The organism is Corynebacterium sp. HMSC074H12, assembly GCF_001813755.1.
GTDB lineage: Bacteria > Actinomycetota > Actinomycetes > Mycobacteriales > Mycobacteriaceae > Corynebacterium > Corynebacterium hiratae.
This window is the reverse complement of the sequence record NZ_KV813889.1, coordinates 56,348-74,095: the sequence shown is the minus strand read 5'-3', so window position 1 is coordinate 74,095 and position 17,748 is coordinate 56,348. Positions and strand designations below refer to the sequence as shown.

At 60.7% G+C, this 17,748-nt stretch carries 20 protein-coding genes and 1 tRNA gene; 7 read left to right on the top strand and 14 right to left on the bottom strand.

Translation table 11 applies throughout. The features are described 5' to 3' along the window. Positions 1–188: 188 nt before the first annotated feature. From HMPREF2932_RS03320 to HMPREF2932_RS03270, 11 genes are all read right to left on the bottom strand, one after another. The gene (locus HMPREF2932_RS03320) at positions 189–842 is read right to left on the bottom strand and encodes a response regulator (RefSeq protein ID WP_049156612.1); all 654 of its coding nucleotides are present in this window, start codon (positions 840–842) and stop codon (positions 189–191) included. Between the two features lie 11 nt (positions 843–853). Further along, positions 854–1,063 (bottom strand): hypothetical protein, encoded by a 210-nt coding sequence (locus HMPREF2932_RS03315; protein ID WP_049156615.1) that lies wholly within the window; start codon positions 1,061–1,063, stop codon positions 854–856. A gap of 48 nt (positions 1,064–1,111) precedes the next feature. After that, complete coding sequence (locus tag HMPREF2932_RS03310) at positions 1,112–2,188, bottom strand: sensor histidine kinase (protein ID WP_070512845.1); 1,077 nt, start codon at positions 2,186–2,188, stop codon at positions 1,112–1,114. Between the two features lie 15 nt (positions 2,189–2,203). After that, entirely contained in the window at positions 2,204–2,479 is a 276-nt protein-coding gene (gene crgA, locus HMPREF2932_RS03305) for a cell division protein CrgA (protein WP_010188168.1), read from the bottom strand. A 67-nt stretch (positions 2,480–2,546) separates the two neighbouring features. Further along, on the bottom strand, positions 2,547–4,487 hold the full coding sequence (pknB, locus tag HMPREF2932_RS03300; protein WP_070512842.1) for a Stk1 family PASTA domain-containing Ser/Thr kinase: 1,941 nt from the start codon (positions 4,485–4,487) through the stop codon (positions 2,547–2,549). 6 nt (positions 4,488–4,493) lie between these two features. Next, positions 4,494–5,912, bottom strand: coding sequence for a serine/threonine-protein kinase (locus HMPREF2932_RS03295; protein WP_071409600.1), 1,419 nt, complete (start codon positions 5,910–5,912; stop codon positions 4,494–4,496). Beyond that, complete coding sequence (locus tag HMPREF2932_RS03290; RefSeq protein ID WP_071409599.1) at positions 5,912–7,342, bottom strand: penicillin-binding transpeptidase domain-containing protein; 1,431 nt, start codon at positions 7,340–7,342, stop codon at positions 5,912–5,914. Before HMPREF2932_RS03290 ends, HMPREF2932_RS03295 begins: the two co-directional genes overlap by 1 nt. Beyond that, on the bottom strand, positions 7,339–8,691 hold the full coding sequence (locus HMPREF2932_RS03285) for an FtsW/RodA/SpoVE family cell cycle protein (protein ID WP_070702536.1): 1,353 nt from the start codon (positions 8,689–8,691) through the stop codon (positions 7,339–7,341). The genes HMPREF2932_RS03290 and HMPREF2932_RS03285 overlap by 4 nt, the downstream gene beginning before the upstream one ends. Further along, positions 8,692–10,029 (bottom strand): protein phosphatase 2C domain-containing protein, encoded by a 1,338-nt coding sequence (locus HMPREF2932_RS03280; RefSeq protein ID WP_071409598.1) that lies wholly within the window; start codon positions 10,027–10,029, stop codon positions 8,692–8,694. Further along, positions 10,026–10,478, bottom strand: coding sequence for an FHA domain-containing protein FhaB/FipA (locus HMPREF2932_RS03275; RefSeq protein WP_046648650.1), 453 nt, complete (start codon positions 10,476–10,478; stop codon positions 10,026–10,028). The genes HMPREF2932_RS03280 and HMPREF2932_RS03275 overlap by 4 nt, the downstream gene beginning before the upstream one ends. A gap of 44 nt (positions 10,479–10,522) precedes the next feature. After that, complete coding sequence (locus HMPREF2932_RS03270) at positions 10,523–11,347, bottom strand: DUF3662 and FHA domain-containing protein (RefSeq protein ID WP_070512829.1); 825 nt, start codon at positions 11,345–11,347, stop codon at positions 10,523–10,525. A gap of 190 nt (positions 11,348–11,537) precedes the next feature. On the opposite strand from HMPREF2932_RS03270, the gene HMPREF2932_RS03265 reads away from it, so the two are divergent. Next, positions 11,538–11,622: transfer RNA gene (locus tag HMPREF2932_RS03265), tRNA-Leu, on the top strand. 107 nt (positions 11,623–11,729) lie between these two features. Here the strand turns inward: HMPREF2932_RS03265 and HMPREF2932_RS03260 are convergent. After that, entirely contained in the window at positions 11,730–12,365 is a 636-nt protein-coding gene (locus HMPREF2932_RS03260) for an Abi family protein (protein WP_070546042.1), read from the bottom strand. A gap of 207 nt (positions 12,366–12,572) precedes the next feature. Here HMPREF2932_RS03260 and HMPREF2932_RS03255 point away from each other — a divergent pair, with 207 nt between their 5' ends. Then, positions 12,573–13,289 carry an ASCH domain-containing protein gene (locus HMPREF2932_RS03255; protein ID WP_070546044.1) on the top strand — a complete coding sequence of 239 codons (717 nt, stop codon included), beginning with the start codon at positions 12,573–12,575 and terminating at the stop codon, positions 13,287–13,289. 48 nt (positions 13,290–13,337) lie between these two features. Further along, entirely contained in the window at positions 13,338–13,751 is a 414-nt protein-coding gene (locus HMPREF2932_RS03250) for a hypothetical protein (RefSeq protein WP_070512818.1), read from the top strand. Positions 13,752–13,753: 2 nt separating this feature from the next. Here HMPREF2932_RS03250 and HMPREF2932_RS03245 read toward each other — a convergent pair whose 3' ends face one another. Continuing rightward, the gene (locus HMPREF2932_RS03245; protein ID WP_071409597.1) at positions 13,754–14,278 is read right to left on the bottom strand and encodes a hypothetical protein; all 525 of its coding nucleotides are present in this window, start codon (positions 14,276–14,278) and stop codon (positions 13,754–13,756) included. Between the two features lie 70 nt (positions 14,279–14,348). Between HMPREF2932_RS03245 and HMPREF2932_RS03240 the strand changes: the two genes are divergently transcribed. Further along, a complete protein-coding gene (locus tag HMPREF2932_RS03240; protein WP_046648636.1) occupies positions 14,349–15,146 on the top strand; it encodes a trypsin-like serine protease in 798 nt (265 codons plus the stop codon). A 62-nt stretch (positions 15,147–15,208) separates the two neighbouring features. Next, the gene (locus HMPREF2932_RS03235) at positions 15,209–16,036 is read left to right on the top strand and encodes a lipase family alpha/beta hydrolase (protein ID WP_071409596.1); all 828 of its coding nucleotides are present in this window, start codon (positions 15,209–15,211) and stop codon (positions 16,034–16,036) included. Here HMPREF2932_RS03235 and HMPREF2932_RS03230 read toward each other — a convergent pair. Further along, positions 16,033–16,665, bottom strand: coding sequence for a VC0807 family protein (locus tag HMPREF2932_RS03230; protein WP_071409595.1), 633 nt, complete (start codon positions 16,663–16,665; stop codon positions 16,033–16,035). The two genes, HMPREF2932_RS03235 and HMPREF2932_RS03230, sit on opposite strands and share 4 nt — an antisense overlap. Positions 16,666–16,734: 69 nt before the next feature. On the opposite strand from HMPREF2932_RS03230, the gene HMPREF2932_RS03225 reads away from it, so the two are divergent. After that, the gene (locus HMPREF2932_RS03225) at positions 16,735–17,457 is read left to right on the top strand and encodes a hypothetical protein (protein ID WP_084738956.1); all 723 of its coding nucleotides are present in this window, start codon (positions 16,735–16,737) and stop codon (positions 17,455–17,457) included. Continuing rightward, complete coding sequence (locus HMPREF2932_RS13015; protein WP_084738954.1) at positions 17,454–17,744, top strand: CHY zinc finger protein; 291 nt, start codon at positions 17,454–17,456, stop codon at positions 17,742–17,744. The genes HMPREF2932_RS03225 and HMPREF2932_RS13015 overlap by 4 nt, the downstream gene beginning before the upstream one ends. The last annotated feature ends 4 nt before the right edge of the window (positions 17,745–17,748 follow it).

The following is a 17,748-nucleotide window of genomic DNA, read 5'->3' as shown; positions in this document are numbered from 1 at the left end:
CAGATGGCGTTTTTAGACCCAAAGATGCCTTTTGTCAGATGCCTTTTCCAGGGATGCCCTGACTTGGGTCAATTTAGTGCGGAAAAATCCCGCCCTGCCGCCGAAAACCACCAGGTAGCAGTGCCAAGAGTGGCGTAGCTCACCCACCCATGTCCTAGGTCGGTTCTGTCGCTAGAGCGAAGTCGGGCTCAGGAGCCAGCGCCACCCAGAATCTTGGTCACCAGGTTCAGGCGCGTGCTGGCGCCGAAGATGGTGATGAGGCGTGAGACATGCTTCTTCACGGCGGATTCCGAATAATGAGTGGCGGCGGCGATCTCTGAATTGGAGTTGCCGGCGAGGAGGAGCTTGAGGACGGCTATTTCGGCGTCGTGAAGCTCGTGGCTCTCAATGGCGGCGGCGACGGGATCGCGTGGGGTGGCAGGCTCACCGATGTAGTCGACCAAACGGTGCATGGCGGCGGGCGCCACGACGGTGCCACCTTCCACAGCGGCTCGAACCGCCTCAATGATGGAGCGCGGGCGTTGGTTCTTCAAGATATAACCCGCGCCGCCCGCCCGCAGGATCTTCAGCATCGTGTCATCCGAGTCGAAGGCGGTCACCGCCAAAAACGTCGGGGGATTCGGTCCGGAATTAAGGTGCTTGAGCAGCGTAATGCCGTCCATGTGCGGCATGTGAATATCGGCGAGGACGAGGTCCGGATTGACTTCTTCAATCTGCGCTAAGCAATCCGCACCATTGGTTGCCTCACCGACCACCGTGATGTCTTCGGTGGTCTGGAAATAGACGCGGAGCGTCGAGCGAACGAGCTCATCATCATCAACGAGGAAAACCCGAATGCTCATGGAGAAACAGTTTAGCCGCACCACCAGCGCTGGGGGCTGGTGGAGCAACGGAAGTGGTCGGCGAATTCGCTCGCGTACGACCTGTAGAAGGTGAATCCGGTGGACTCGGTGGTCTCAGCAGCAGCGTCAACGTTGGTTTCAGCGGGAGTCTCAGCAGCGCTGGCAATTGGTGCCGAGAACAGCGCGAGTGCTGCGGCGGCAACGGCGAGGGAAGTACGCATGTCGAACCTTTTAAAATCTAAGAAATAGCGGACTATCGGGCAATCTTACTATATTTTCCTTAGGCAGGCGGCCGGAAGAGAAAGGCGTGTGACCCAGAGATTGCCTTCTTTGCCGCTGCCGAAGCTGCCGTGCATCCTGCGAACACGGCGGGCGATTTCCCCCAAGCCCAGATTCGTCGTCATGTACTGGCGTGATTGTTGCGCCGCAATCTCGGAAGTGATCACGAGGTCGATGGATTTGGAGCTGCCGGTGGCCTCGATGCTCACACGGGATTCAGGGCGAGCGTACTTGAGGATGTTAATGGCGAGTTCAGAGAACACGAGGGAGAGCTTTTCCGGTAGCGCGAGCTCACCGTTCTTGCCTACATTGATCTGTGCTTCGCAGTGGAAGCCGTGGCTGCTCAGGAAGCTAACCATGGTGTCGAGGTCTTCTTCCAAGGACTTAACTCCCTGAGTCACGCTCTCATTCTTCATCACGCGCAATAGATCACGGACCTCGCCCATGGCCCGGCGGGCGTCGTTAGCAATCGCTTCCGCGGAGTCAGCCGCGGAAGGGTCCGTTTGGGTCAGCGCCAAGGTTTCGGAGCGCATGACCACGGAGGTTAGCGTCGCAGCCACCGAATCATGAAGGGCGGTCATCAGCGCCTCGCGTTGCTCGGCGGCGCGCTGTTCGGCGGCAAGACGCTGGTCCCGGTTTTTGCGCAGCGCGGCCCCAATGACGATGGCTACCGCATACAAGATGAGAGGCAGCGACAGGTTCAAGGGATCGAAATCCGGAAGATAGTTGTTCGCAGGATCCGTCGTGACGAGGTAGGTGTACGCCACCGCTGGAAGGACCGCCCACAGCCAGCGCGTGCGAAACGCCACGATGCCCACGATGACGGGGCTCCACGCCAAGAGCAGGAAAGACCGCCACTCCGAGAGCCACACCGTCAGCGCAAAAAGCGCACCGTACCCGCAGGCCGCCACAAGAGGGTAGCGGAGGGCCAGCGGCGTCAGCGTGACACCGAGGCCGGCGAGTACGAGTGCGCCAGGGGTGAGGAAGCTTTTGTCCACCGTGACGGTGAGCATCACCAGAATGATGCAGCCGACACCGGCGATGCTATAGAACCTCGAGGAGTTCATTGGCGGCGATGAAAACTAACGCCAGCCCATCGTCATCAACAGGCCGATGATGGCCAGGCCGAAGCCGATGCCGTAGTTCCACGGGCCCAGCTCCTGCATGAACGGAATGGACTCGCCCGCCAGGTAGTTCACGACCAGCCAGAGCAGGCCGAGGAGCATGAGGCCCAGCATGATGGCGATGTACCACTTCGGGGTGCCCTCAGAGTTGATCTTGACCGGGGTGCGGTTAGTAGCAGAGCTGGAGGACTGCGGGAGTGCGGAGCCCTCCGTCGTGATCTTGGACTTTGGCATTGTTACACCTTCACGAAGAATAGGGGGGTTAATCTGTGGAATACCTTAGCAGCTGCGGCAATTAGAGCTACTGCGGCAGCAGCGCCGCAGGGTCAAACTCCCAGAACCGGACGTGGATGGTCGCATCCTTGCGGATGACATCGCCGCGGCTTGCCGACGCCCACCCAATCTTGTCGCTGTCGATCGGGTTAGACGTTGGGATGCGCTCGCCCACGTCGAGGGAGCCAGACCAGCCCTTGGCGCGCAGCGCGGATTCGGCTTCCTGCTGGGTGGAATGCGTCAGGTCCGGTGCCTGGATGAGCATCGCGTTCGAGACCTCCAGGGTGACCTGGCTGCCCTTGGGCAGCTTCTGGCCCTTCTCGACGACCCTGAGCACCTGGTTTTCCGGAAGCTCAGAGTCCACCGAGTTCACGTTGACGTCAAAGTCCATGGAGGACAGCATCTCGACCGCGCGGTCACGATCCATACCGCTGACATCCGGGACGCTGACTTCCTTCTGCCCCTTGGAGACGGTGATCCGCACCTTCGAACCCTTGGACAGCTGCGTACCGCCCGCCGGGTTCTGGGAAATGATCTCGCCCGCAGGGGCCTCATCGTTCACCTGCTCGACGTCGGTGTGGAGCTCTAGCTCGGCTTCCTCCAGCGCGGCGGTGGCTTCATCCAGCTTCATGCCGGTGAGATCCGGGACCTCGGTGACCTCCTTGCCGGAGGACACCGTCAGCGTGACCGAGGAGTTCTTCTGCAGCTCTGAGCCTTCCGCAGGGTTGATGCGGATGACCTTGCCGCGCGGTACATCGGGGCTGGCTTCCTCGTTGATGCTTACCAGCAGGCCAAGCTTCTCTAGTTCCTCCACGACTTCGTTGCGCGGGCGGTTGGCCACCTTCGGGATAGTCACCATGTTCGCGCGCTGGGCTGCTTCATGCTGCTCCTGCTCGCGCTCGCGGGCCTCTTGGCGGGAGCTATCCCAGAAGTCCCAGGCAAAATAACCAATGATGGCGACGAGAGAGGCCGCGAGCAGCGCCGCCAGCCACTTCAGACCGGAGCCGGACTCATCGTCTTCAGAGGGACGAGTCGAGGCCACCGGTGCGCGGTGCTGCGCGGCCACGGGTGCCACCATCGTGGTGGGGTGATCCTCATCGTTGACGTGGGAGCGTGCTGCCTCCGGCAGCTGGCCCTGGGCCAAACGCTCGAGGTCATCGCCCATCTCCCAAGCAGATTGGTAGCGGTCCGCAGGGTGCTTGGCCATCGCCGTGAGCACGACGGCGTCGACGCCGAGCCGCTGCCGTTCCGTCAGATCTTCAGTGATGAGCTCCGAGGGTGGTGCCGGATCCTCCTGCACATGCTGGTAAGCCACCGCAAAAGGTGTTTCACCTTCAAACGGCGTGCGGCCGGTAACCGTTTCATACATGACGCAGCCCAAAGCGTAGACGTCAGAGCGGGCGTCGGCAGGCTTGCCGCGGGCCTGTTCCGGCGAAAGGTACTGCGCGGTGCCGATGACAGCAGAGGTTTGCGTCATCGCCGACGTGGAATCATCCAGCGCGCGGGCGATGCCGAAGTCCATGACCTTCACCTGGCCGGTGTTGGTCAGCATAATGTTGGCCGGCTTGATATCGCGGTGGATAATCCCGGCCTCGTGGGAAGACTGCAAAGCATCCGCCACCGGTTTGAGCACGCGCGCGGCTTCTTCGACCGGCATGGGGCCATCCTCACGGACGATGTCGCGCAAGGTGCGGCCCTGCACGTATTCCATGACGATATAGGGAACCATCAGGCCTTCGACGTCCTTTTCACCCGTGTCGAAGACGGCGACGATGTTCGGGTGGTTGAGCTTGCCGGAATTCTGGGCCTCGCGGCGGAAACGCTCGCGGAAGTTTACGTCGCGCGCCATGTCGGGGCGCAGCATCTTGATGGCGACGGTGCGCCCCAAAACGGAGTCCTCGGCTTCGTACACCTCGGACATGCCGCCGGTGCCGATGGACTGGCGGAGGTGGTACCGATCACTGACCATGGTGGGTTACTGGCCTCCCTGTAGTGCGGATTCTTCGGTGGGGTTGCTCTGTGAGTCTAGTTCGGGCGCGGGCGTTGGGCTGTCATTGACCTGCGGTTGCGTCTCCTCCGTAGGGAACTCGGGCGGGTCCTGATGGGTCGTGTGTTCCGTGGTCACCGGCGGGGCGGGGATGACCGAGTGCGTCGTGGTAACGGTGACCCGGGTCGGTTCCTCCTCGACGGTGGTGATCTCGACAGTCTCGGGAGCTTCCGTTTCCTCTTCCTCTGTCGTCTCCGGCACAACCGTCTCGGTCACGATGACCTCCGTCGGCGCTGGTGGTGGGGTCGGTGCCGTGTTCCCCCACATCCGGTAGGCCATGAGTCCGACGGCCACGAGGGCGGCGATGGCCACGGCGATGAGCAACCCGGTGCCGAAACCACCTTTCTTGGCGGGGCGCTCCTCCGGCTCTGGTGTAGAAGGCTGGACGGCTGGCCGCACCGTGGTGGGGTGCGCCATGTTGGCCAGCATTTCCGTCGAGGCGGAGGGAGAAGGTTCAGCAGCGATGGGTGCGAGCGCCGCGGATTTGGGCTGCGGCGGGCGCTGGCCCTGGCGTACGGCCGAGATCGCATTGGTGAACTCGTTGCCATCAGCGAAGCGGGTGTTGGGGTCCTTGCGCAGGGCCATGCCGATCAGTTCCCGGGTGGGCGCGCTAATCGACGTCGACAAGGGCTCCGGCGCCTGACTAATGTGTGCCAGCGCCACCGATACCGAGGAATCACCGCTGAAGGGGCGCTTGCCGGCCAGCATCTCGTAGCCCACCACACCGAGTGAATAGACATCCGAAGTTGGGCCGACCTCGTAGCCCTGGGCCTGCTCGGGGGAGACGTACTGGGCGGTGCCGACGACCATGCCGGTGCGGGTCAGCGGCACGGCGGCGGCGGCCTTGGCGATGCCAAAGTCAGTGATCTTGACCTGCCCGTTTTGGGTAATCATGAGGTTGCCGGGCTTGATATCGCGGTGCACCAGGCCCATGTGGTGGATCACGGATAGGCCGTGGGAGGCCTGCTCCATGACGTCGAGCGCCAGCGTTTCCGGCAGCGCGCCCTCGCGTGCCAAGAGGTCTGCCAGGGATTCGCCGCGGATGTACTCCAGGGCCATGTAGCAGAAGGTGCGGCCGTTGTCCTCGAGCTCGCGGTAGTCGTAGGTGGCCACGACGTTCTCGGAATCGATGGACTCTGCCGCCTTGGCCTCGTTGCGGAAGCGCGAGAGAAACTCGTTGTTGTCGGAGAACTCGGGGCGCAGGACCTTGAGGGCGACTTCGCGGTCATTGTGGACATCATCCGCCAGCCACACCGTGGACATGCCGCCGTGGCCGACGATCCACTGCAGCTGGTAGTCCTCACCGATCAGTTCTTGGAGGTGCTTTTTGTTATCTGCACTATTCACTACTGCTCACCTCCGTATGCGCGCAGGATGGCACGGCCGATGGGCGCGGAGACCTGGCCACCGGTGGCATTCTGGCCAAGGTGCCCGCCGTCCTTGACCACGACGCCCACCGCGATGTCCTTGTCTGGGTCGAAGGCCACGTACCATGCGTGCGGGGCGAGGCCCTCACCGTGCTCAGCGGTGCCGGTCTTCGAGGCAAAACCGTTTCCGTCGTAGCCGAAGGTGCTGCGTTCGGAAGCGAACATGAGGTCCTTGATGGTGTTGGCTGTTTCTTCATCCACAGCTTCGGCGGCCTGACGTGGTGTGGTGGTGCGCAGCTCATTCATTTGGGCATCGGTGATGCGGTTGACCAGGTAGGGTTCCATGCGCTTGCCCTGGTTGGCGATGGTGCCGGCCATGATGGCTGCCTGGAGGGCGGACATGGTCACGTCGCGCTGGCCGATGGCGGATTGGGCGACTTGGGCGCCGTCGCCAAGCTCGCCGAGCGCGCCGGCGGAAGTATTAACACCCAACGAGTATTTCTCACCCACGCCGAAGCCTTCGGCGTACTTGCGCAGCTCATCGGCGCCGATGCTTTCCGACATCTGCACAAAGGCCGTGTTGCAGGACAGCGCGAAGGCCGTCTGCAGGGTGACGCTGTCCGCGCCGCCGCAGGACTGGTTGCCGTAGTTGGTGAGCTCCGTGACGGTATCGGGCAGCGTAATGGACGCTGCGCCGGTCAGCGTGGAGTTCGGCTCGAAGCCGTTGTTCAGGCCTGCTGCAGTGGTGATGATCTTGAAGATGGAGCCAGGGGGAAGGGTGTCCTGCGTGGCGTGGTTGACCAGCGGGGTGCCTTCCTGGTTCTGCAGCTGTTCCCACTTCTCGCCAGCGTTATCACCGAGCAGGTCGGAGACGTTGAAGCTGGGGGAGGAGGCCATGGCCAAAATCTTGCCCGTCGAGGGCTGGATGGCCACGGCCGCGCCGTTATAACCCGGTCCAGCGAGCTGATCGTAGGCGGTTTGCTGCAGGGCCGGATCGACGGTGACCTCGACGTTCGCGCCCTTTTGCGGCTTGCCGGACAACATATCGAGCCAATTGCGCGCCAGCAGCGAATCATCCTTGCCATTGAGGATGTCATTCTGGGAGGCCTCCAGCTGGGAGGCGCCGAAGCGCTCCGACAGGTAGCCGGTGATGTTGGCAAAGGCCGGGGAGTCAGCGGGGTAGGAGCGGGAGTAGTTTCCTTCGGCGTCGGCAGTGGACTGCGCCAGCACCGTGTTGCCAGCAAAGATCTGGCCGCGCGGGGTCGTGCGCATCTCCAGGTAGCCGCGAACGTTCTTAGGGTTGTGGGCGTATTTGTCTGTCGAAAAAGCCTGCACCACCGTGAGGTTCACCAGGAGGACGGCGGTAAGGATCAGGGCAAAGAGGGAAACGAGGCGGATCGATCTATTCATCGCGTGGCCTCCTGGACGGCGGGGAACATGGACGTGTCAGTGGGTGCGTTTGAGCTCAGCTCGCGCGCCGGGCGGCGTGCCGCGTTGGAGATGCGCAGCAGGATGGCCAGCAGCATGTAGTTGGCCATGAGCGAGGAGCCACCCGCAGACATGAACGGCGTGGTCAAGCCCGTCATGGGCAGCAGCGCGGAGATGCCGCCGGTGACGACGAAGACCTGCACGGCCAGCGTCAGGGCCAGCCCTGAAGAGACCAGTTTGCCATAGGTATCACGGCAGGTCAGCGCGGTGCGGAAGCCGCGGGAGACGAGCATGGCAAACAGCACAAGTACCGCGGCGAGGCCAACCAACCCGAACTCTTCACCGATTCCGGCCAGGATGAAGTCCGAGTGCGCTACCGGCACCATGTCCGGGTGGCCCTGGCCTAAGCCGGTGCCGGTAATACCGCCGGAGGACATGCCGAAGAGCGCCTGGGAGAGCTGGTAGCCGGTGGAATCATAGTTAGCCAGCGGATCCAGGAAGTTGGAGAAGCGTTGCTGGATCTTCTCCGAGACCTGGTAGATGCCGAAGCCACCGATGCCCACGAGAATGACGCCAATGAGCAGCCAGCTCACGCGGTTGGTGGCCATGAAGAGCATGCCGAGCACTGTGCTAAACAGCAGCAGAGCCGGGCCGAAGTCATTGGAAATGCCCATGATGACAATCGCGATGCCCCAAATCACCAGGATGGGCGCGAGATCCCGCAGGCGCGGCAGGGAAATGCCTAGGAACTTGTATCCAGCCACCGTGAACAGCGAGCGCTTCTGGGTCAGCAGCATGGCGAAGAACAAAATCAGCAGGATCTTGGAGAACTCACCCGGCTGGATGGAAAAGGGTCCGAGCCACAGCCAGATGCGGGCGTCGACGCCCGGCGGCTGCGGCCACACGAGGGGTAATGCGAGGAGGATCAGGCCGAGCGCACCCAAGATATAGGAGTATCGGGTGAGCGAGCGGTGATCACGCAGGAGGACGAGCACCAGCGCGAAGAGAATGAGGCCCACGATGGTCCACATCACCTGCCGCACCGCCAGCCCGCCTCCGTTAGCTAGATCGAGGCGCTGCAATAAAATGAGCCCGGTGCCGTTGAGCACCGCGACGATGGGCAGCATGAGCTGATCCGCATAGGGTGCCAGGAAACAGAGCACCAAGTGAGCGACAGCAAAGACGCCGATGAAACCGCCGATGAGGTAGAGCACATCGAGTGTCAGTACGTTGCCTTGGGACAGCTCAAGGCTGACCAAGGTGATGGCGAAAACCACGGTGGCCAGCACGAGCAGGCCGAATTCGGTGCCGCGGGAGAAGAATTTACTCACCTACTTCACCTCCCGGCAGTTTCCTTTGGACGCGCTCTTGTCATCTTTTCCGTCTTTTCCGTCCTTCGAGGCCTTCGGGCAAGGCTTGAGCGCCTTGTCCGAGAGCTGCGACAGCTGCGTTTGCACCTCGTCATAGGAGCCGGAGGGCAGGTTGCCCACAGCGGCACGTTCGGATTCTGGCAAATCCTTCAGCGTGAACGGCGCAAAGTCGCCCGCGCACTCTCCGTGCCCGAGCTTGAGCGCATTGTCCTTGCCTAGGCACGCATTCTGATACGTGTGGTGCAGCGGGCGGCCAAAGATTTCATAATCCGCACCCTGCTCGATGGTGAGGGTGCCACCCTCATCCGTAGCCACGTAATAGTTATTGCCCAGATAATTCTTCATCCAGAGCCCGCCACTGACGACGAGCACGATGACGATGGCAAGGCACGCAATCACCTTCCACCCAATCCGGCTTCGCTGGGGCCGCCGCTGTGGGTCCTCCTGGGGCTTCTCCTCAGCGGCCTGGGCTTTTGGGGGCGAGATCAGCTTTGCGGCGCGGCTCGCGGAAGAATCCGGGTGCGTCGGCTCCGGAACAACACCTTGGATGGCGCCGACGGTGATGGGGGAGTCCTCGTCACCCTCCGCTTCCACGACCTCTGCCACCACAATGGTGACGTTGTCAGGGCCGCCGGAGCGCAGCGCTAGATCCCGCAGGGTGGTGGCGGCTTCCTCGACCGTGCCCTGTTTCAGCGCCTGCTCGATGGTAGAGGCCGTCACTGGATCCGAGAGGCCATCCGAGCACAACAGGAGGCGGTCGCCCGGTTCAGCATCGAGCATGAAGAGCGTCGGCTCCACCGGGCGGCCCGTGTAGGCCTTGAGGATCAACGACTTCTGCGGATGGGAGGAGACATCCTCCGGATCGAGCTTTCCCTCATCCACTAGGGACTGCACATAAGTGTCATCCTTGGTGATCTGGGTCAGCTTCCCCTTACGCAGCCGGTAGCCGCGGGAATCACCCACGTGGCACACGCCGAACTCGGAGCCGTTAAAAAGCAGGGCGGTCAGCGTGGTGCCCATGCCCTCCGTCTCCGGGTGCTCATCCACGTGCTCGCGGATCGCCGCATTGGCGTCTTCCGCCGCCGCGCCGAGCAGGGCCAGCATGTCGTTGTCGCCCGGATCACGCTCGAGGGAGGCCATGTGCTCCACCATGGTGGTGGAAGCGACCTCGCCGGCAGCGTGGCCACCCATGCCGTCGGCCAGCACCAGCAGGTGCGGGCCCGCGTGGGCGGAATCCTCATTGTTTTCGCGGACCAATCCGCGGTCCGTCACTGCAGTAAAAGTCAGGCTTAAAGTCATGCCATCAACCTCACGGTCGTTCGGCCAAGTTTGATATCGGAGCCGACTCCGACTCGTTCTGGCTGGTCAATGCGAACGCCACCAACAAAGGTGCCGTTGCGGGATTCGAGGTCCTCCACGAACCACTCGCTGCCCCTGCGGAACAGGCGGGCGTGGTGGCCGGAGGAGAAATCATCACCGGTGACAAAGTCACAGTCTTGCGCGCGGCCCATCGTACAGTCTTCGAGCGTGCCCAGTTCCATGTGGGAACCGCGCAGCGGCCCGTCCACGATGGCGATTTCACGCGGCGCTTCGCGACGCCTCTGGGCCCCCTTCACCGGGGACGATGCCTGGTAGACGCCGGCGGCCTTATTGGCGTCGCGGCGCATGGCGTTGAGCGCGACCAAGATAAACAGCCACAGCAACACCAGCAGGCCGATGCGCAGCGAGAGCAGCACGATCGAATCCATGAAAAGTCCTTACGCTAAGAATCTGGGAACACTTGCCGGGCGGCTTAGTAGCCCTGGTCTTCGAGGCCGGTGATGCGCACCTCGATGTGGGAGTGACCGAGGGTGATCACGTCGCCGTCGGCAAGCAGCCAGTTCTCAATCGGGGTGTCGTTGACGGTGGTGCCGTTCGTGGACTGCAGGTCCACCAGCACGGCGTCCTGGCCGTTCCAGGTGATCTCCGCGTGCTGGCGGGACACACCGGTATCCGGCAGGCGCAGGTCCGCGTCGTTGCTGCGGCCCAGAATATTGGAGCCCTCCTGCACGTGGTAGACGCGGGAGGAGCCGTCCTGCAACATGAGCGTCACCGCAGGGCCCTGCGGCGCTGGCTGATTCGGGGTGGGGGCCATGAAGGCGGTGGTTGCGGCCTCGTCGGCGTTGTGCGGCTGGGTCATAGAGTCCTCCTGACCATGGTCGTGGTGGAAAATCGCATCGAATCCGGTTTCTTCGGTGGGCTCGTGATCCAAAAAAGAGGACACGCGCAACTGCCCAGTCCGCAGCCCCGACTCCTCCGCGATGCGGACGATGACCGGCCCGGCGAGGGACCAGCCACTGTTACGGATGAAGCGGGTGAGCTGATCAGCTAGATCCTTGGGAACATCCCGGTCCTGTGAGAGATTCTCGATGTCCTTGGAGGACACGCCGACGGTCATGACGTTGGGGCTATAAAGCTTGCCATCATCACCGCGGGACAGATTGTCTTGCGCCTCCTGCTTGAGAAGCTCCTCAATCTCTGCGGGGACGACTTTACCGCCGAAGACAAAGGCCATGCCGTTGTCCAGTCCGCGTTGCAAGGAAGAATCCAGCTTGGCGAGCTTGTCAAGAAATGCCATAGGGCAACGCCGTCCTCCTTTCGGGATGTTCAAGGGAGAGGTATAGCAGCGATCAGTATAGGTTGCTTTCCTCTATTTAACGTAGACGCGCGGCCTATAGTTCCCTGGAAAGTTCGGGTTTGCCAGCGGATTTGTAGAATCTGTTGGACTGCGTGCTAAGGTTAGCTAGTCGCCAAGACATCAATACCCTGCCCGGGTGGCGGAATTGGCAGACGCGCTGGCTTCAGGTGCCAGTGTCCTTATAGGACGTGCGGGTTCAAGTCCCGCCCCGGGCACGCTGTGAAGTCTCGAGACATCGTTCCGGTCGGTGTCTCGAGATTTTTCTTTTTCAGTGGCCTGAGTTCGCTAGGCCAGTACGACGTATCAAGAAAGCGTCAATGGATTAAGGTCGTTGTGCCCGTATAGCGGGGACGCGTGAATTGTCTTTGATCCATACCGCGGCGTGAGGATCAATGAAGTCCGCTACTTCTTGAATAGCGTTATCAACGGAGTCGAGATGTGCGACTTCACGGGCTCTATCGCGTTGTTGAACGATTGATTCGTGGTGAGAGCACCTATTCCTCATTTTGTAAACAATGACTACAAGTTCTTCAAACTGCTGTCTACTGTCAGGCGTTCTCTTCAACGCCTTCTTTACCTGGGGCCAGATACTCGCCTGATAGTGACTACTCAAGAGGAAACGCCAGAAGTCGAAGCTGAGTTCAGCGATGATTTTTCCTGGTGGTGCACCTTCCTTCCCGGCCCGTTTCTTCGCTTTGCGGATATTCTTCTTCGCTGCATCGTTGAAAGGGATTCGATCGTCGTCAAACCATCGCTCGCCGTACCTTCCGGTTAGGGCATTGTGAATGCTATTTCGGAGGAGTACTTCGAGGTGTTCGATGTCAGCGAGATAGGTTTTCGTGAGGTGAGTATTCCAAAGGTAGAGCGTTTCTGGTGATGGATGATCGGCGTACCTGCTCATTCGCGCAGATGAAAACCACTGGGACAGCTGTACTTGGGCTGGGCTTGGATTATCCATATGGATATGATAATGTGCGCTTTGAAAACCCCGGAACGATCCCTGCACTACGAAAGTAGGAGTAAATCGCCGGGGTTATTGATATCTTCGGGGAATTATAGCGGCCAGAAATTCGAAGTTTTTCGCCCTTATTTACCGTGAATGACAGTGACAGATTTGTGATCCCTTGGGCTTGGGAGTTGTGGCAGTAACAGCTACCTTTGAAGGATGATTACTAATGAACTCCGAGAACTACTGACCGCAGCCACGACCCATGCGCAGCGCTTCCACGACGAGGAAGATCACACCGTAGCCGCAGCCCTTCTGACCGAATCCGGCAAACACGTACTTGGTTTGAACGCATATCATTTTCTCGGTGGCCCCTGTGGCGAAATCTCGGCCTTAGCTAACCACGCTGCTAGTCATCCCAAGGATCCGATCCGAGCGGTAGTCGCCGTCCACGGCCCGACTGGCCAGGTGCTTTCGCCCTGTGGAAAGTGCCGCCAAGTGTTATTTGATACTGATCCGTCTATCCGGTGCATTGTGCGCGGAAGCAATGGACTTGAAGCACTCACCGTGGAAGAGCTCTTACCGTTCGCATATAACTGGCGTGACATGGACAAAGAGCAACGCATCTATATGTGGGAAGGCTACGAGGAATCAATTCGAAGCGGAGAAAAGCAACAAACCATTCGGGTGGATGATCCCTTCCATGAAGGAAGCGCCCAGATTGTCTTTGAGAAAGAATCCGGAGAGGTCGTCACCATTCCCGCAGAGGTCACATCTGTCGTCTCTACCCAGCCGAGGTCCTTGACGGAGGAACAAGCCCGAAGAGATGGCTTTGGCTCTCTTGCTGAGCTTCATGAAGCGCTTGATACTCACTATCCCGGATTAGCTGAGGACGACGAAGTCGACGTCGTTGAGTTCACGCTCCGCAAGGCTTAAAAGCTTTGGCGAAGCCCACGCGGAAATGATTTTACCTAGACTGTCGGTATGTTCGGCCCCGCTTCCGCCCTGCCACCGCGGCTTATAGATTTCCCTGTGCTGCGGTTACCGTTTGTGGAGTTCGTGCTTGTTGGGCTGCTGGTGGCCCTCTTTTTCGTCGATACGCAAGGAACTGATGCTGAGAGTGGCTTCCTTGCAGTCTTTGTGCTTCTTCCCGCACTCGTGTTTCTGGGAATTGCTTACCTTGTTTCCCTGCCCATGCAGCGGAAGGTCATTACAGATTTCCGCCTGGATGCCGTTTTCGTCGTTATCGGGGCGGTTGGTCTCTTCGGCTGGATCGAGCAGATGCTCATCGCTTTGCCCTTCCTGTGCTGCCTACCCGTGGGGCTTTCAGCACTGATTCGCAGAGGCATCGCCTTTGCGTTGTGGAAGAAGGGTAAAGGCCCTCAACTGCCGGAATGAGGTTACGCGCTTTGCCAGCGCATCCTGCCATCAGAAGCGGGTGCGCATGTCATCGGGACACCTCTCTTTGATACGCCGCTTCCGCCGCTGCAATACGCGCCGGGATGAACGTAGTTCTCCTGCACGGCGGGTGCTTCATACACCGCGGCGGCTTCTTGAACTGGAGGATTCGCAGCCAGCATCTCGTCCGAGCACTGTTGCGTCCAGCCAGAGGTTCCATCGCTGAAGAATGTCGTTCCGGTTTCGTGCAGCGAAGGGTCTCCACAAGATGCGATGGTTTTCTCCATCGGAGAAGGCTGCGCCGCGCCGGGAGCCTCGGTGAAGCCGATGACTTCCTCTTGTGGTTGATCTATGTTGACGCCTTCAACGTTTTCCTCGGTAGCGGGGAGGGTGGGCTGTGGGGCGTCTTCAGTAACGCTGGTGCTTGTGCTTGGCGACGTCTCACTCGCAGGGGTGGATTCAACGTCGAGAGAGGAACAGCCGCTGAGAAAGAAGAGTGCAGCGGCAAGAGAGAGAAATCGCTTCATCACAGCTCCTAATGATATGCCGTGGTGTGCGGTGAGCACGCATGCGATTTCACTGATAGAGTTACGCCTTGTGTTCCCTGGTATTCTCGCTTCCTTGCTCTCCATCATCGTGACAGTGACGTCCTCCCTGTTTGGCGCCCCCACTTCTGCGAACGTCCCCGGGGTTCTACAGGCAACGAGCAAGGTTGCAGCCAGCGATGATCGCGTCGCGGCGCTGTGGCGAAACGGCAAACGCGAGTGCTCCGCGGGGTACATCGGCAATGATTGGTGGCTTACTGCTTCACACTGCTTGGGCCGCGACCTGCGTCTCACGCAGGCGGATGGTGACAACGCCAAGGTGCTCGCCTCCACCCCGGTAGCAGAGAAGTCGGACGTCGCCCTGCTGAAAGCGGAACCCATGGACGCGGAAGCCTTCGAGTTGCCCTCGCGGCCGCTGCGCGTCAATGACTCGCTCTTCCTCGTGGGCTACGGAGGGATGCACAATTTTGCCTCTGAGGCCGTGGTCCGCGTCGAAGAGACTGGGGTCGCTGGGGAGATTCAAGGCTACGATTTCGATAATCTCATCCAATCGCGCTCCATGTTTGCTTCGCGCACGTGCAACGGAGATTCCGGCGCGCCGCTCTACCAGGACACCATGATCTTCGCGGTGCACACCGGCGGTGAAGAAAACGAGGAGTGCACCGATGGCACGCGCCGTCACATGTGGCACAGCGAAATCTATCCGAATCTGCAGTCTCTGCGGACGCTGATGGATAGCTACGATGACTTCGATTCGCCCGCAGCATTCGAGGAAGCAAAGAAACACGCCCAGACCCAAAAGAAAGAATCCAAGCGCTCCAGCAGCTTGAGCAGCCTTTCCTCCTGGTAGTTCGGCAGGCATACAGGAACCGTACAGCAGATGCTCAGGGATCGGCGATAAGCTGTCTCCTTATGAAAAACGGCTTCCTGCAGCGTGCCTTCCTCGCTATTCTCCTCGCCACTGCGGCCCCCGTTCCGGCCCATGCTCAAACCATGGAGACCTCCGCCGCGCAGGGTCTCGGCATCAACGATCCCGACTGCCAGCCCACGGGTCCTGTTACCGAGCCGGTCGTTTTGCTGCACGGAACCTCGGCTAACTCGGCTGAGTGGAACGACCTCATCCCGACACTCAAGGACCAGGGCATGTGCGTCTGGGCCTTCGATTATGGCGCCGAAGACGTGGCCTATCAGAACGCCTATGACTACCTGAAGGGGATTTCGGATCTAGAGTCCTCTGGGCGCGAAATAGCCAGGCAGATAGAGCACATCCGGGAGGTCACCGGAGCACACAAAGTAAACTTCGTGGGCTTCTCCCAGGGCGGCCTGCACACCAAGACCTTCACCCAGCTCTACGGTTCGCCCGATGAAGTGAACCGCGTGGTCACCATCGGCGCGAATTTTCACGGGACGACGTGGGGTGGCAGAGCAACGTCGCTAAGCACGGCAGCCAAAATTGCCCCCAGCGTGGTCAAATTTGTAGGTACCAGCGCCGGCATTCAACAGTTGGAGGGTTCGGAGTTCATGGAGAATCTCAACCAGTTGCCGGACACCGCGCCCGGCGTCACCTATACCTCCATCTACTCGCCGGCGGATAGCACTGTGACGCCGAATCAGACCTCTGAGCTGAGCGCTGTTCCGGGGGCGGATGTGGTCAACGTGGAATCGGCCCCAGTCGAACATGGGCAGCTGCCCCACGACCCGCGCGTGCACGAGCAGATTCTGTGGGGGCTCACGCGCTAGGCCGGGGTCGGCGCGGACTTGCGGGCGCGTGCAGCAATGGCGAAGGTGGCCGTTAGGCAGATAGCGAGGGCCACGAAGGGCAACGCATTCGACAGCCAGTAGGCGGTGGTGAAGGGGAGGGAATAGGCGGCGACGACGCGGATGATGGCTTCGAGCAGGAACACGACGCCCCACACGATGGTGATGTAGCGCTGGGAGGCGCGGAAGGTCGGGTATTTCCACAATCCGTTCCAGTAGGCGACGCCTTCCTTTGTGCCGTCGGTGCCAAAGCGCTGGCCAAAGTAGAAGGCAAGGGGCTTTCCAAGGGCCAAGCTGCCGAGGAAGAGCAATCCAATAATGCCGGTAACAACGCTGCCTTTAACCAGCAGGAGGCGCTCATCGGTGCCACCGACCAGAGTGGCCAACGCCGCAGCAACGTTGAAGGCAAGGATCAACGCAGAAATCCCAGAAAAAGACTTCTGGCGCACATGCTGGATGATGCCGCCGACGAGGGGGCCGATGCTGGCGGCCAGGTAGGCATAGACGTGGTTGTTGGTTGCGGAATCGACGATCTGGAATAGCAGGATGGCCAGGCCGACGTCGAAGACGCCGAGGATGAGGAAGTTGAGCAGGCGTGGATTGAGACTCATGCCACATAGTGTGCCACAAAACATACGAATCGGTTTGTTTCTGACACATAAAAACCCTAGGGTTGGGGCATGGCTGACGTTGGACCAGGAACTTTTGGATACCTCTGTGGGTTGGCCCGCCGCGAGGAGCTCCCCGGGCCTGTGCTGACACCGATCCTCACTGGGCTGGGTCTGTCGCCGGCCGGTGCGCGCACGTATCTATCCCGTATGGTGCGCGCGGGCGACCTATCCTCGCGCCGAGTGGGGCGTTGTTCCATGTATTCCATGGTGGGGGACTACCTTGCGGAGTTTCGTCACCTAGGTTCGCCGCGCGACTTCCAGTGGGAGGGGGCGTTTCACACGGTGATCTTCGATATCGGCGAGGATCGCCGTGCGGAGAAAGATGCCTTCCTGCGCGCCGCCCATGCCAGCGGTTTCCGGCAGCTGCGGCCCGGAGTCCTGGTGGGCGCCCACGCGCCGGGGGAGTGGGCGCAGAAAACCTTTATCGGCACCTGGTCCGTGGATGAGGACACTGCTCGCGACGTTATTGCCACCGCGTGGGACCTTGAGGATAGTGCTGCTCGTATTAGCGCGCTGGGCGACGTCCCCCCTTTGCCCACCGATGACGTTGGCATCGTCGTCGAAACTACGCGCCGCCACGCCGCCGCCTTCGCGGCGCTGCGCCGCACCCCGCCCTTCCCCGCACAGCTTCTCCCCGCTGATTTCCCTGCGGAATTGCTGGAGAGCCGCCTGCGCATGGACATCACGCCGGCCCACCGGGCGATGGCGCGGCTGTTAGAGTCGTGGCCATGATCCACGGAGCGATTGACGCGGAGGGCCGGTGCCGCCACTGGCACACGCTAGTCGACGTCGTTGCGAACAAGTGCCACACCTGCGGCGGATGGTTCGCGTGTTCGCTGTGTCATGCGGAGCTAACAGATCATGACTTCGGGCCCATGTCGAAGGACGAGCTCTGCGTCATGTGCGGGGCGTGTGGCCGAACAATGACGTTTGCCGAGTACTCCGCATATAAATGCCCCGCGTGCGGGCATGCCTTCAATACTGGCTGCGCGCTGCACGCGGGGACGTATTTCCGCTAGCCTT

Excerpts from the sequence above, each read along its gene's own strand:
- HMPREF2932_RS03290 (WP_071409599.1), bottom strand. The coding sequence starts at position 7,342 with ATGAATAGATCGATCCGCCTCGTTTCCCTCTTTGCCCTGATCCTTACC.
- pknB (WP_070512842.1), bottom strand. The coding sequence starts at position 4,487 with ATGGTCAGTGATCGGTACCACCTCCGCCAGTCCATCGGCACCGGCGGC.
- HMPREF2932_RS03310 (WP_070512845.1), bottom strand. The coding sequence starts at position 2,188 with ATGAACTCCTCGAGGTTCTATAGCATCGCCGGTGTCGGCTGCATCATT.
- HMPREF2932_RS03320 (WP_049156612.1), bottom strand. The coding sequence starts at position 842 with ATGAGCATTCGGGTTTTCCTCGTTGATGATGATGAGCTCGTTCGCTCG.
- HMPREF2932_RS13015 (WP_084738954.1), top strand. The coding sequence starts at position 17,454 with ATGATCCACGGAGCGATTGACGCGGAGGGCCGGTGCCGCCACTGGCAC.
- HMPREF2932_RS03260 (WP_070546042.1), bottom strand. The coding sequence starts at position 12,365 with ATGGATAATCCAAGCCCAGCCCAAGTACAGCTGTCCCAGTGGTTTTCA.
- HMPREF2932_RS03270 (WP_070512829.1), bottom strand. The coding sequence starts at position 11,347 with ATGGCATTTCTTGACAAGCTCGCCAAGCTGGATTCTTCCTTGCAACGC.
- HMPREF2932_RS03275 (WP_046648650.1), bottom strand. The coding sequence starts at position 10,478 with ATGGATTCGATCGTGCTGCTCTCGCTGCGCATCGGCCTGCTGGTGTTG.
- HMPREF2932_RS03225 (WP_084738956.1), top strand. The coding sequence starts at position 16,735 with ATGGCTGACGTTGGACCAGGAACTTTTGGATACCTCTGTGGGTTGGCC.
- HMPREF2932_RS03315 (WP_049156615.1), bottom strand. The coding sequence starts at position 1,063 with ATGCGTACTTCCCTCGCCGTTGCCGCCGCAGCACTCGCGCTGTTCTCG.
- HMPREF2932_RS03235 (WP_071409596.1), top strand. The coding sequence starts at position 15,209 with ATGAAAAACGGCTTCCTGCAGCGTGCCTTCCTCGCTATTCTCCTCGCC.
- HMPREF2932_RS03230 (WP_071409595.1), bottom strand. The coding sequence starts at position 16,665 with ATGAGTCTCAATCCACGCCTGCTCAACTTCCTCATCCTCGGCGTCTTC.
- crgA (WP_010188168.1), bottom strand. The coding sequence starts at position 2,479 with ATGCCAAAGTCCAAGATCACGACGGAGGGCTCCGCACTCCCGCAGTCC.
- HMPREF2932_RS03280 (WP_071409598.1), bottom strand. The coding sequence starts at position 10,029 with ATGACTTTAAGCCTGACTTTTACTGCAGTGACGGACCGCGGATTGGTC.
- HMPREF2932_RS03250 (WP_070512818.1), top strand. The coding sequence starts at position 13,338 with ATGTTCGGCCCCGCTTCCGCCCTGCCACCGCGGCTTATAGATTTCCCT.
- HMPREF2932_RS03255 (WP_070546044.1), top strand. The coding sequence starts at position 12,573 with ATGATTACTAATGAACTCCGAGAACTACTGACCGCAGCCACGACCCAT.
- HMPREF2932_RS03245 (WP_071409597.1), bottom strand. The coding sequence starts at position 14,278 with ATGAAGCGATTTCTCTCTCTTGCCGCTGCACTCTTCTTTCTCAGCGGC.